This is a genomic window from Acinetobacter sp. HR7 (genome assembly GCF_000773685.1).
GTDB lineage: Bacteria > Pseudomonadota > Gammaproteobacteria > Pseudomonadales > Moraxellaceae > Acinetobacter > Acinetobacter thermotolerans.
The window spans coordinates 1-13888 of the sequence record NZ_JPQO01000160.1 but is presented as its reverse complement, the minus strand read 5'-3'; the positions used below and the strand labels follow the sequence as shown (position 1 = coordinate 13888).

The window sequence follows — 13888 nt, the reverse complement described above, 5'->3', positions numbered from 1 at the left end:
TGTTTTTCTGAATGATGACCGGACTGTCGTTTTTCAATAGTTAGAACTGACAACTTCACTCAGTGCTGTAAAAATATCTTTTACTTACAGCACTTATCAGATTAATACCAAATAACTAGGCATCAATATTGCTTAAATTTTAAACAATAATTATTTTTTGATAAAAGGGGATTAGCATGAAATTAATCACAGCAATTATTAAACCTTTCAAGCTGGATGATGTGCGTAATGAACTTTCTGCACTTGGGATTCAGGGTATGACTGTCAGCGAGGTCAAAGGTGCCGGTCGTCAAAAAGGCCATACTGAAATGTACCGCGGCGCAGAATATAACATTGAGTTTTTGCCAAAAATAAAAATTGAAATTGCGGTGATTGCAGAGCAGGTTGAACTGGCCATCGAGATTATTAGCAAAGCGGCCAGCACCGGAAAAATTGGTGATGGTAAGATTTTTGTGACCAATCTTGAGCAGGTCGTGCGGATCCGTACCGGAGAAAGCGGGAAAGATGCTATCTAAAACCTGGAAATCCTCAAGCTGTCTACGGACAGCTTTTTTATTCGTCCATTTTTGGCTTTTAGATATCAAAAAACCTGCCTGACGGCAGGTTCTTCTTAGCTCCTGTGCTAGCCTTTTGCTGTACGTTTCAGCTTTTGAGGATCATCAAAGGGCAAAGTATGAGTAATAGCATTCACTTCCAGACTACCTTTGACCTGAATCGGTTTTCCTTCTACTGCATAATCGACTTCAACCCGGGCAATGGCAACCGATTTTCTTGAAAGAGGTGAATACATCCCGCAGGTAATCACGCCAATTTTCTTGTCCCCATCCCAAAGTGTGTCTCCCATCTGGGAAGCCTGATTGCCTTCCAGCAGTACACCAAAGATTTTAAAGCGTTCTTTGTTCTGTAGACGACGATGTTCATAGCAGCCACGAAACTCCCCTTTAGTAGGAGAAACCGTAAAGTCTAGCCCGAGCTCCCAGAGTGTATCGCCACAGTTATCATTTTCAAATGGGAAATATTCGGAGTTATCATATGGGAAAAATAGTAAGTAACTTTCGGTTCGCAACCAGTCTAGTGTAGTAAATGAACACGGAATAATGCCATACGAAGTACCTTTCTCCAGAATGGTTTCCCAGATCATCGGTGCATCAGCAGCCTTGCAGAAAATCTCATAACCGCGTTCACCGGTATAACCCGTACGGGAAATCATGACCGGGGCGCCAAACAGTTTGGTCTGCATATGATGGAAATATGGCAGATCACGAATTCCCGGTACATGCTCAGCCAGAAAATCGACTGCAAGGGGACCTTGCAGAGAAAGATCATGCAAATCATCGTCAAACAGTACCGCGACCTGACGTCCAACAGCTGAGCGTACCAGCATTTCATGACCAATTCCCGTCCCATGCACGACCATAAATGCATTTGGTCCAGTACGATAAATCACGCAGTCGTCGACAAACTTGCCCTGCTCATTCAGCATGGTGGCATAGACTGATTTACCTGGATATAGTTTTGAAATATCCCGTGTAGTTGCATATTCCAACAGGCTTTCTGCATGCGGACCGACATAGTGAACTTTTTTCAGACCGGACACATCCATCAGGCCGGCTTTGGTACGGATCGCCATATAATGCTCGGCAATATCACTGTCATAGGTCCAGGCTGTGCCCATCCCATTCCAGTCTTCCAGCTTGGAACCCAGCTGACGGTGATGTGTTGCTAGTGCAGAAATGCGCCAAGAGTTTGCCATAAGTTAAAATTCCTTACCGTAATGAAAATAAAAAGTATGAGAGAAGGCTTAATCGAACTGGCTCAGCCATTGCACGAGAGGCTCTCGGTATTCACTAATGCCTTTATAGTCAGCAATCGGCTCTGGCAAATCACGGATTACACGGTGCAGACGCTGAGCCCAAGCTGGATTCGTACAAAGATCATTTAGGCTAATCAGATAGGTGCGGATACTAAATAGCAGTGCATTACTTGGAGCCAGCCGTGGCATCATTTGTAGCTCAACACGTAAATGTAGCAGATCACCCGCATTTTCTGCCGTAACCAACCCACGTTCATGTCCCCAAAGATGATAGGTTTCAGAAGAGGTATCCATACGCGGGTTGACTGTCATAGTCCAGTTCAGGCGACGATAAGGTTGCCCGACCTGAATATTCAGAAGAAACTTCAATGCACGATCGAAAACCCCTAGATTATGTGCCAGCTGTGGGACAGGAGCATGCCACTGCTTAAAGCTCATTCCGACATCAAAATTCAGCGACCAGTCTGCCGGGCCTGTGATCATGCCAGCATCCATAAACAGGTCCCCATCACGCTGATCAAGCAGCGCCACGTCACCCTGAAACTGGCGGCTGATAAACTCAAAAGGATGCATATCCAGCGTATCACTGTCACCAAAGATAAAATTTTGGTCAATATTTAATGGCAGGTTGACCCAATGCCAATGATTGCCCTGTTTGCTCAATTTGAAATGTTCCGGATAGTCATTGGAATAGTGCTCCATGACCAACGCCAGAAAATCCCAGCTGGCCTGTAACATATGCGGCATGATGATGCAGCGTTTCGGATCCTGTTCGAGAGTCATCCGACGTTCATTCATTTCAGTGACATAATGCTCATCGATATCAAACCAGTGCTCAAATACAGTTCCCGGACGAGATACAGCTGGTTCGATATTCACCGAATACATGTAGGAATCTTCAGGAAAAGGAAATGGAAAACGTTGAATCGCCTGCTGACTATTGAAATAGCGAAACTGCTCATGCATGTCTTCATTCGGATTAAATTGTATAGTCATTGCATTTCCCCCTTTTCTATAAATCCAGATGGATGCACTGTCCGGCTTTGGCACGGGACACACATGGCATCAGTGAATGTTGTTGTTCTTGTACACTCAGATAATGATCGAGATGCTCTACCTCTCCCTGGCTATAGCCTGTGACACACTGTCCACAGACACCGCCACGACACAGGTTCGGAATCTGGATATCATGCGCTTCTAGTGCTTCCAGCATGCTGAAATCACTTGGTACATGAATATTTTTATTGGATTTGCTTAAATGGATATCGAATGCCTGACCCGGTGCAGGCGAGTTAAAAGCTTCCCAATGCACCCTGTTCGGCGACCAGCCTAATTTTTTGGCTGTGGTAATCACGGCCTGAATCAGCCGCTCTGGCCCACAGATATAGACATGGGTATTCAGGTTCTGCTGACCCAGTAGCTGTTCAATGTCCAGACGTTTTTGGGTTTTTTCCGAATAGATATGTACCTGATCCTGGAACAGATATTTCAGGTCATCTTCATAGGCATTGCTAATACCCTCACGGCAGGCATAATGCAGTTCAAAACTGCTCCCCGCATGCAACATATAGCGCATATGTGACATAAAAGGCGTAATGCCGATACCACCCGCGATAAAGACATGATGCTGTGCCTGTGAATGCAGTGAGAATAAATTCAGCGGCGCAGAAATCCTGAGCTGATCGCCGACCTTGACCTGTTCATGCAGATATCTGGAACCGCCACGGGATTGTTCCTGCAGCCGGACTGCAATCTGGTATTCATGCGGGTGAGAAGGATCATTCATCAAGGAATAGGCATTCCGCAGCACCCGATCTGCCAAAGGTAGCTGGACGACAATATGACTACCTGAAGAAAAAGGGAGTAGCGCCTGCTCGGTAGCTTCAAAACTGAATTCACGGATGACTGGTGTAATCTGCTTGATCTGTTTGACGCGCACTGCAACAGTTGAATTCATGATGCCACCCCCATCGGATCATAGGCATTCGCACATACCCCCATATATGCACCTAGACGCTGTGAAAAATGGCTACGGATAAACAGATGCACATGACAATGTTCGCAGGTACAGCATTCTTCCTCTTCCGTCTGCTGCTGGTGTCCGCAATGTACGCAATACACATTACGTTTTTGCCCTGCTCTGTGATTCAAAACCAGCGTCATTTCTTCTTTCAGGCAGCCCAGTCCCTGCAGACATTGATGAGTCATCCAGATAAAAGATTCACTACCAATCACCACACTATGAATCCCGGCTTTTTCTAGTTGTAACGCTTGCGTCACTGAGTTCAGAAATTTCGCGAGTGCTGCATCATCGGTTTGATGCTGCACAATCACCTGAGTACGGACATCTGCGGGAATCAGGCCTAAGACCTGCTGAACCAGCACGTCATCCTGCTGTTCCAGCAGAATCAGATAACCTGCTGCTGAAGGATGAATATCGGTATAGTTTTGATAATTCGGAGTACTGAACATGGCGGTCGACATATGCTGAACTCATCCATATAAAAATGCGATAAAGATTTTTTAAAGGAATATGCAGACCCGCACTATTCCCTAAAAAACATACTCCATTGGGGGTAGGACCTAATGATATGAGGTACTCAGCACTGGACGAATCATAAAAAAAGCAGAGTCTAGAGAGATGACTCTGCCAAAAAGGAAACTGCCGCGATTTATGACTGGTGAATAACTTAGCCTACTTTTTGCTTTACTAGCCCAGGCTCCTGCAAATAGGCTTCCAATGAGTCATCCAAGGCTTCTAACCAAGTAGTATGATGAGGTGTTGCCATAGTTCCGGTCATTAAGGAACGATAGGTGTGGTCACGGAAAGTCATGATGTTTTCCTTTTTATGTTTCTTCCATGCCATAAAGGTCTTTCTTACCCCTTCAATATCAAAGGTTGGATAATCTGTCTGTTCAATCAGGCGCATGATATAGTCCCCCTGAAATTTATACATGGCATGTACATCTTCAAGGCTCTTTTCCTGTTCATGCCACACTTGCGTATCTGCCTGCATTTCTTCCAGACTAGGTAATCGAATCCGGCCTAACATCACATCCCGGGCATACCAGGCTTGAGCATCAAACATGTTGAATGAGTACCATTGGTCCTGCATACCCAAATAGAATAATTGCGGATTATGCTCCCACACCACCCCCTGATACAGGTTCAACGGATACAGGATATTGTTGGTTTTTAGACGCAGAGATTCGTCCATGAATGGGAAATGGTGTAGATAGCCAGTACACAAAATAATGGCATCGACCTGGGCTGAACTGCCATCTTGGAAATAGGCATGGGTCTGATCGACATGGGTTAACTGCGGACGTTCTGTCCAGTTTTCTGGCCACTTATAGCCCATCGGTGCAGTGCGATAACAGCTGATAATATTTTTGGCGCCATATTTATAGCATTGCGAACCGATATCTTCTGCCGAATAGCTGCTACCCACGATCAGAACATTTTTATTTTTGAATTCCAATGCATCCCTAAAATCATGCGCATGCAGGATACGCCCACCAAAATGTTCAAAGCCTGGGAACTCCGGAATTCTTGGTGTAGAAAAGTGCCCGGAAGCAACTACAACATAGTTAAACTGTTCTGTGTAAGTACGGTCTTGTTGGTAATCATGTACAGTTACAGAAAATAGTTTACTTGCATCATCAAAGCTCACATAACGTGCTGCAGTATTGAAACGGACATATTGGCGAACATTGGCTTTTTCCACACGTCCTTTGATGTAATCCCACAAGACTTCACGTGGCGGATATGAACCTATGGATCTACCAAAATGTTCATCAAAAGTATAATCGGCAAATTCCAGACATTCTTTGGGACCATTAGACCAGAGATAACGATACATACTGCTATGCACCGGTTCGCCATGTTCATCCATACCCGTATGCCAGGTGTAATTCCACTGCCCGCCCCAGTCTGACTGTTTTTCAAAACATACTATTTCTGGAATCTCAGCCCCTTTGGCTTGTGCAGACTGGAAGGCTCTGAGCTGTGCCATCCCGCTTGGTCCTGCCCCTATAATTGCAACACGTGTCATGGTCTTATCTCCATGTAAAATGAATAACAAGCAACGCTTTGCAATTAACTTAGCCTGAGTTTTCTGTTCCGATAATTCCTCAGAATGGGTACACCATTTTGTATAAATTTTACGCTAAATCAACATAATTCTGCCTGTGTCTGAAACACGATGCCATCGATGCCCAGAACCATGCCACTTTCAGAGTAAGCTCCCTGACCAATTTCCTGTACCCAATGGGTCTGGTTTTCTGCCACATTCAGACGATAACGAATATGGAAACAGCCGTGCCGCTGTAATGCCTCCTGAATATTGCTCCAGACATATTCCCGATCATGCGGATGAATGAGTTGCCCATACAGAGGACTATTGATCAGTTCAGTTTCAGTATGCCCTGTAATCTGTTGACAGCCTTCACTCACATATTCCATGGTCCAGTCACGATTATTACGTGAACGGTATAGCATAATCGGCATACGTGTCAGGATGCCCTTTAATACCCGCTGCCGGGCTTCTTTTAGATAACGTGCCTTGACCAGATCAGTCTGCTCACAGGCTATCATAGACCAGAAATAATGTTCCTCATCACAATCTATCACCTCGATTTTCTGCATCTTAACCTCAAACCATGCCAGATGCTCTGAGTCCTGAATCAGCCGGATATGGATGGGACGGGAGAATCCAGATTGCATTGACTGGATAAATAAGTACAGGTCTTCCGGATAGATATAGCGATTGAGCACCATATCAGTGTTGTGACTAAAATTTTGCCAAGCTGCATTAGAGCGTAAAATATTCAGCTGATCATCAAAGAAAATTACTGCTTCATTCAACTGGTCAAAAACAGGTGTCCAATAGGCACTTGGCTGAACGATTTTTTGAGTTTGCTGTTTTTGTAGCATCATTCCTTACATCACTATTAAATATTAAATTCTGAGCTGTTCAGATTCTGATGCACCCAGACCGACAGCTCCAACCGTGAATGTACATTAAGTTTGCGCAACAGATTTTTGACATAGACTTTCACCGTGCCGTCACTAATTCCAAGTTCTCTGGCAATCAGTTTGTTATTCAGCCCCTTGGCAATCAGTCTTAAGGTTTCCTGTTCACGCTGAGTCATTTCATTCAGCAGATAGGAACGGGTCTGCTGCACCCGTGTCTTGGTTATCACTGTATCCGTTGGCATATGCCGGAACTGCTGTGCCAGAATATGCACACTACGCTCCTGTAACACTGTCTTACCGGCATAGACTTGTTGCAGCTTTTCCAGAATAACCTCAGGCAAAGTGTCCTTAGCTAAAAAGCCCTGTGCTCCATAACGGATGGCATCGAGTACCACCTGATCCTCTTCACATGCGGTCAACATGACGACCTTTAACCGCGGAGGATGCACCATCAGTTTTTTCAGTACGTCTATCCCAGACATATCAGGCATCTGGACATCCAGTAATAAAATATCAGGAAGATCCTGTTCCCAGTGATCTAGAAAGCTCTGACCCGAGGAGTATTCCTGCAACAATTCAAACTGACTAGAATGACGGATGATGTCTGCGACACCTCGCCTGAACAGAGCATGATCATCGACGATGCTTACCCGAATCCTGTTCATTAATTATTCTCCTCCTGTTAAATTCAGTGTCAGCTCAACACAGGTGCCCTGTGGCTGTTCCGGATAAATCTTTAAAACTGCGCCAATACGCTCTGCTCGTTCCTGCATAATGTCCAGACCAAAACTGTCTTTGCGCTTTTTTTGCGGATCAATACCCTGTCCATTATCAGAAATACGGATCTGTAAACACTGTTCCTGAATATGAATATAAATACGTGCATAGGAGGCATGCGAGTGGCGTACAATATTACTTAAACTTTCCCGAATGATGTACAGCACCTGTACCGAATGTCTGGGCTGAATATTGACATGATGGGTTCGATGATCCAGCTCAAATACAATACTCGATTGCTGCTCAAACTCCTGAATCACTTTTTTTAAAGCCTTGATAAAATCCAGTTCCTGATAAGCCAGTCTTGATGCCGTGATCAGCTCGCGTACCTGCTGATAAGCGTAGTGGGTATAGTTGGAAATCTCCTCTGCCTGTTCCATCAGCTCCAGGTAAGCCGGCTGCTTGCACTGCTGGTAAAGTTGTGCAGTCTTTAGCCTTAAATATCCCAAAATTTGCGCAATACTGTCATGCAGATCTGCTGAAAATGCCTTGCGTTCCTGCTGCAATATGTCCTGTATGTATCGCTGCTGCTGATCCCTTTCCTGAAAGCCTTCACGAATACATGTATCCAGCAATGTAAAGAGGGGATGCTGGATTCGCTCCGGGTCTTGCACATTGAGATAGACTCGCCATACTAGAAAATCCTGTCCGGTAAACAGCATATTCGCCATATGCTGACTAATTTTCAGGTTCTGCATATCCTGTTCATTATTTGTTTGCGATGACAAAGGCAACAACATTTGCTGGATATTATGAATGGTTTGAACGTCCAGCCTAGTTTCAACAGCATGATAAATAAAGCATTCCTGTGAAAATGGATAACAGATTACAATGGCGCATTCTGGTGCATTTTCCAAAGGTTGCTGCCCTTGCAGATAAGCTAGACATTGCGGCAATTCACTGCTCAAATCGCGAATTCTGCTCAGTTGATTTTTAAAATGTAAGCAATGAGCTTCAAATTTCTGTATTGCAAGTTCCTGCTGCAGCTTCGTAACCTGCGATGATGCACTGGGTTGCTCCTGTTCTGATAATGCATTCATCTCATTCGCTGCCATTGCTGCACTCATAAATATCCATCCACTAATGCCTTGCAATTATTCTTCATAGTGAATTTTTTTGAGCATGAATCATGCCAAATGTCACTTATCTCTGGAGAGGTATTCCCTCCGAGAAATAGCCGCAGCCTAAAAAAAAGGAAAAGATAGCAGCAGAAAACATTATCTGGTCAGGTGAGATCATGGGCCTTTTATCGGTACTCCCTGCTGAGCCATTCAGCGATGAATTTATTCATTTACAGCCCCCTATTCATACCTTACATCTGCACGTTGATGCCCAGTGCCTGAAGCGTTTTCAGCTGGAGCAGGCAGATGAAATGGTGCTGGAAACAGCGAATGGACAGCTTGAGCTGCTGGTTCTGGATCAGGAGGGACATCCAGCTTTTGAGTATATTGATATTCTTACACCGGCAGCCTGTTTGATAACTGGAGCTCACCACACACTGGCACAGCTTCAGCAGGAAAGTAGCACGGCAGATACTCTGCAAAAGCAGCTTGATCAGTACCAGCTCACTACACAGCATTTACAGCAGATCTATTTCATTGAAAATTTTGAAATGCTCAAAATAAAGACAAAGGCTGCCGTTCAGGTCTTTGTGTTGAATACAGGTCCAGATCTGGATGTCACTACCCCAACTTGCCTGGATGAAATAAAAGTCACCATTCATAAAACACAGCCAGTTTATGAATATTTACCAGAACCTTTGGCAAAACCTGTACAGGAAATCCATATACCTTGTGCATCGGCACGAACGTATACCGTCAAAAAAGGTCAATGGATCCAGATTATTGATATCTCAGGAAAACAATGTTCAGACTTTCTGGCGTTTGATCAGCAGGCCCTAGAGCAAGGCGTGGAAATTGGTCTGGATGCTGTCTCCACCCGGACCATTCTGGGACAAAGCACACCAAGACCAGGCTTACATTCGCGCTTTTATGCCAGTGACATGCAAAGTATGGTGGAAGTAGTCCAGGATACCGTGGGCCGGCATGACATGTTCCTGACTGCGTGCAGTCCCAAATTCTATAATGATGCCGGTTATTTTGGCCATATTTCCTGCACTGACAATTTTAATCAGGTACTAAAACCTTATGGCATTGCAGCACGTGATGCCTGGCCGGCAATTAACTTCTTCTATAACACTTTCGTTCAGGATTGCGGCAGCATCGGGCTGGATGAACCCTGGTCCAAGCCGGGTGATTATGTCTTGTTACGGGCAAATCGTGACCTGGTCTGTGCCAGTTCCGCCTGCCCGGATGAAATTGATCCATCCAATGGCTGGATGCCAACAGATATCCATGTCCGTATCTATGCAGAAACCGAGGAATTTAAACGTTCACAACATTATCGGATTCATCCTGAGGAGCAGCCAAGAATGACCATGACATCCGGATTTTATTCACGTATTTCCGCCCTCACCTCCAAAATCAGTGAATACAAAGGCTATTGGATTGCCAATGAATATGATGGCTGGGGAAGCGTTGCAGAATATCTGGCCTGCCGTGAGCGAGTCGCCATGCTGGACCTCAGCCCACTTCGCAAATTTGATATTTCAGGTCCAGATGCAGAAGCCTTTTTACAATATGCCTTGACCCGCAATGTACGCAAACTCGCCATTGGAGAAATCGTCTACTCCGCTTCCTGTCTGGAAACGGGTGGCATGGTAGATGATGGGACCCTATTCAAGATGGGAGCGCAGAATTTCCGCTGGATCTGTGGTGACGAATATTCAGGTACCTGGCTGAAACAGAAAGCCATAGAACAGAGGTTCCGGGTCAGTATCCGTAATGCCTCCACCCAGATTCATAACCTCGCTGTACAAGGCCCCAAAAGTCGGGAATTATTGGCGAAAATCATTTGGACGCCAGAACATCAGCCGACAATTGAAAAGCTGGCATGGTTTCACTTTACTTTGGGCAAGCTCAGCGGTCCAATGGGTATCCCACTGATGGTTTCACGTACCGGTTATACCGGGGAACTGGGCTTTGAAGTCTGGTGTCATCCCAACCATGCTGAACAGCTCTGGGATGCCATCTGGCAGGAAGGTCAGCAATACCAAATCGCACCGATGGGCTTCGATGCCTTAGACATGTTAAGGATTGAAGCAGGCCTGATCTTTGCTGAACACGAATTTAATGCACAGACCAATCCATTTGAAGCAGGCATTGGTTTTACCACCCCTTTAAAAACCAAAGAAGAAGATTTTATTGGTAAACAGGCCATACAGAACCAGAACCCGGCCAGCCGCCAAAAACTGATGGGATTAGTGCTGGAAGGCAATGAACCGGTCCATCATGGTGATCCTGTCTATGCAGGCAGGTATCCTGTGGGAATTGTGACCAGCAGTAGCAACTCTCCCCTACTGAAAAAACAAATCGCCATGTGCCGACTGGCTCCAGAATATGCCCAGGTAGATACTGAAGTTCAGGTTGGCCAGCTGGATGGCCACAAAAAACGTCTGAATGCCAAAGTGGTTACATTACCATTTTACGATCCCGAACGTACTCGTGTACGCGCCTAATCAAAGATCCCTTAACCAAAAAACGAAGATAACCTGGTCTAGGCCGGGTTCTCTTCACTCTATTTGACAAAGTCAAGATATATCAACAATACTCTAATGGCGCATATCTGAGATCAAAATTATTAAATTCCGACTTCTTCGAATTGTTTTCAAATCAATTAAACATTTAGAAAGGTAAATTGCAACAAGTCTCACCCGTTCAGGATTTCTGATGATCGGTTTCAAGTCTTGTTAAGTTTCCGATACGAGCTAAGCATTCAACTTTACATTGGATGGAATACGTCGAAATAACTTTTTATATTCCCGACCAAAATGGCTGCTATGGGAAAAACCATATTGATGTGCTAAATCTGTAAGTTTAGGCATATCTTTATGTTTATGGATGATCCTATCCGCGGCGTTTAGACGAATAGCCCGAATATACTTGTTTGGAGACATTCCTGTCGTTTTCTCAAAAGCATAATGTAAAGAACGGTGTGGCATCTGCAATTCTCTACAAAGTTCTAAAACAGTCAAATGCCCATCACTTTCCAATGCGCGCTGATAAACATATTGCATAATATGGTGATGATTGCTGCCTAAATCCCGTGTCAGCTCTTCCTCTTGGACATCAAAATAATGCAAGACCATATCGGTAATTTCATCACATAACTGCTGCTGCATTGCAATAGCTGGTAGCATACCAAGTTGGGTATATTGATCCAGAATATTGGTACATTGCTGGATGAGCTGTGCTGAGATCTGGTTATTGAGAAGAATTCCACAGCCAAAGCGTTTTTTAAAATCTTTTGCAGATCCTGCTGAATCAACCTTTTCTCTAGTAAATCCTGATGCAATGAGATGACGATATAATCGGTATCAGGTGGTGTACAAAAGAAAAATTCATATTCAGATGGCAATAAAGTTGCACCATGTGTGTACAAGCTATGGGTAGGCAGATGATCCTTTTCTGGGACAAGATGGATCGGTATCAGAATATTGACGGTGTCTGGTGGTGTTTTCGTACATTGCGCCACACGGCAATTCATTTTTTCACGGAAAATACGCAATCCATTAAAACTTAAATCCTGTAATCTGCTTTGAAATTCTACTTCTGATAACTGGTTATATTCCTGCTCCCAAAAATCCAGTGCTTTAGCATGATAAATAAATATCATTAAATGGTTGATCTTTAACATGCACAGTTTTATTCCGCTCCGCAGCATAATGAATGCATAGGGAGCAAATTTCATACCAGACCTGCACACAAAAAGATCAAATTCATTAGAATCCAAGAATTTAAAACTAAAGTCTATAGCCAATACGTGCTTTATCCCAAAACTGAATCCAGCATTTCAACACGGCAATTCCCCCTCCTATACTTGGTCTGTTCTAGGACGAAATCAATTGCCTGATTCAACAATTGATTCCCAGCAGTGTACTGTTTGGCAGGCACATTTAAGGTTTCAGCCACTTCTGCCACATAGGGTCCCTGATATTTTTTTAGATCCTCATCCAGCGTTGCAAAATACATCTGCAAATTTTTTGGTGTGACTTCCGGATGAAACTGGAAGCCAATGACATGGTCCCGATACTGAAACATCTGATTCTGGCACACATCATTATATGCAAGATGAATGGCTTGATCCGGCAGCTCAAAAGTTTCAGCATGCCATTCCAATACAGTGAACACTTCGGGAACTGGGAAGCTATCCGGTAGTGTCTGTGGGACAGCATATACCTGACGCCAGCCTCTTTCCTTTTCCGGATTTGCTTGAACCGTTTTTCCCAAGGATTTGGCGATGAGCTGTGCCCCCAGACATAAGCCAATCACCGCACCACCGGCCTCAATATATTCACGGATCCATGAGGTTTCTGCACTCAGCCATGCATAGTGCTGCTCATCATTGGCACTCATAGTACCGCCCATCACAATCAGTAGATCAACATCCTGAATACTCGGCAATGCTTCTCTGGCAAGTACAGCTCGGGGAGGCAATGCATAAAAAGCGGTTGTCGTAATCTGGGCATCATATTGATCGTTCAGATAAATTTCACAACTCCCTAAGCTCTCACCTTCAATATGTTGAAAATAGTGAACTTTTAAAGTTTTCATATCTTCTCCCTCCCCGAAATTTGCTGTTATAGAGAATTTAAATATTCGGTGATCACAGCACTATCATAAAATGGCAAGTATTGAAGTAAAAAAGCCACTGTGATCAGCAGTCTCTGCTGCATAAGCTTCTGTGGTAAGAAATAAGCCCGCTACTGACAGCAGTATTAAGCCATATTAAATGAATCGGCTTATATCATCTCTTTTTGTATAGGCAATGGTGTTGATAAAAAAAAGTTATCACGTCTACGTTTAAGATCCATGGACCAAAATAAGACTGTCGCCATCAGCAGCAAGAGACCACCCAAAAGCTGATCCGTCTGTTCAGATAACTGAGGTAAATAATGAGCTATCGTTACAGTCTGATTTAGATGTGCCATCATGCCTTCAGGCATTGGATATAATGGAGGAAGCACCATTAATGCAACACCAATTAATGCTTGGGGCATCAACATCAGTGCACTGAACTGACTATAATTTAAACCAGCAATCCGTGAATAAGAATCAAATGACAGCATGGATTTGCACAGTAGAATACCGGTAATGGCCATCGTCCATTTCATGCTGCTATACAGCAGTGCATCGTGCATTAACTGCATATGCAATGATGGAAGGACCCATATTAAACTCATAGGACTTACGCATTGACGG

Annotated in this window: 13 protein-coding genes; 2 read left to right on the top strand and 11 right to left on the bottom strand. The window is 44.2% G+C overall.

Annotated elements, in window-relative coordinates; all coding sequences use genetic code 11:
• Nucleotides 1-176: 176 nt before the first annotated feature.
• Nucleotides 177-515: a P-II family nitrogen regulator gene (locus GW12_RS07880; protein WP_034585894.1), complete on the top strand. Its 339-nt coding sequence runs from the start codon at nt 177-179 to the stop codon at nt 513-515.
• A gap of 107 nt (nt 516-622) precedes the next feature.
• Here GW12_RS07880 and GW12_RS07875 read toward each other — a convergent pair whose 3' ends face one another.
• The 8 genes from GW12_RS07875 to GW12_RS07840 all read right to left on the bottom strand — a co-directional run bounded on the left by GW12_RS07875 (nt 623) and on the right by GW12_RS07840 (nt 8635).
• Nucleotides 623-1753 carry an aminomethyltransferase family protein gene (locus tag GW12_RS07875; RefSeq protein WP_034585891.1) on the bottom strand — a complete coding sequence of 377 codons (1131 nt, stop codon included), beginning with the start codon at nt 1751-1753 and terminating at the stop codon, nt 623-625.
• 48 nt (nt 1754-1801) lie between these two features.
• Nucleotides 1802-2809, bottom strand: coding sequence for a DUF3445 domain-containing protein (locus GW12_RS07870; protein WP_034585888.1), 1008 nt, complete (start codon nt 2807-2809; stop codon nt 1802-1804).
• A gap of 16 nt (nt 2810-2825) precedes the next feature.
• Nucleotides 2826-3770: a PDR/VanB family oxidoreductase gene (locus GW12_RS07865; protein ID WP_034585885.1), complete on the bottom strand. Its 945-nt coding sequence runs from the start codon at nt 3768-3770 to the stop codon at nt 2826-2828.
• Entirely contained in the window at nt 3767-4297 is a 531-nt protein-coding gene (locus tag GW12_RS07860; protein ID WP_034585883.1) for a dimethylamine monooxygenase subunit DmmA family protein, read from the bottom strand. Before GW12_RS07860 ends, GW12_RS07865 begins: the two co-directional genes overlap by 4 nt.
• A gap of 206 nt (nt 4298-4503) precedes the next feature.
• Nucleotides 4504-5868, bottom strand: coding sequence for an NAD(P)-binding domain-containing protein (locus GW12_RS07855; protein WP_034585880.1), 1365 nt, complete (start codon nt 5866-5868; stop codon nt 4504-4506).
• Nucleotides 5869-5987: 119 nt separating this feature from the next.
• Nucleotides 5988-6752 carry a PAS domain-containing protein gene (locus GW12_RS07850; RefSeq protein ID WP_081403476.1) on the bottom strand — a complete coding sequence of 255 codons (765 nt, stop codon included), beginning with the start codon at nt 6750-6752 and terminating at the stop codon, nt 5988-5990.
• Nucleotides 6753-6766: 14 nt separating this feature from the next.
• The gene (locus GW12_RS07845; RefSeq protein ID WP_034585878.1) at nt 6767-7456 is read right to left on the bottom strand and encodes a response regulator; all 690 of its coding nucleotides are present in this window, start codon (nt 7454-7456) and stop codon (nt 6767-6769) included.
• A 3-nt stretch (nt 7457-7459) separates the two neighbouring features.
• Nucleotides 7460-8635 (bottom strand): sensor histidine kinase, encoded by a 1176-nt coding sequence (locus GW12_RS07840; protein WP_052127897.1) that lies wholly within the window; start codon nt 8633-8635, stop codon nt 7460-7462.
• Nucleotides 8636-8805: 170 nt separating this feature from the next.
• On the opposite strand from GW12_RS07840, the gene GW12_RS07835 reads away from it, so the two are divergent.
• Nucleotides 8806-11145 carry a DUF1989 domain-containing protein gene (locus GW12_RS07835; RefSeq protein WP_034585876.1) on the top strand — a complete coding sequence of 780 codons (2340 nt, stop codon included), beginning with the start codon at nt 8806-8808 and terminating at the stop codon, nt 11143-11145.
• A gap of 249 nt (nt 11146-11394) precedes the next feature.
• On the opposite strand, the gene GW12_RS07830 is transcribed toward GW12_RS07835, so the two are convergent.
• The 3 genes from GW12_RS07830 to GW12_RS07815 form a co-directional block, all read right to left on the bottom strand.
• Complete coding sequence (locus GW12_RS07830) at nt 11395-11808, bottom strand: helix-turn-helix domain-containing protein (protein WP_161788383.1); 414 nt, start codon at nt 11806-11808, stop codon at nt 11395-11397.
• A gap of 646 nt (nt 11809-12454) precedes the next feature.
• Complete coding sequence (locus tag GW12_RS07820; protein ID WP_052127896.1) at nt 12455-13240, bottom strand: type 1 glutamine amidotransferase; 786 nt, start codon at nt 13238-13240, stop codon at nt 12455-12457.
• 188 nt (nt 13241-13428) lie between these two features.
• Nucleotides 13429-13888: hypothetical protein (locus GW12_RS07815; RefSeq protein ID WP_264673524.1), on the bottom strand; the 460-nt coding region annotated here is incomplete at its 5' end.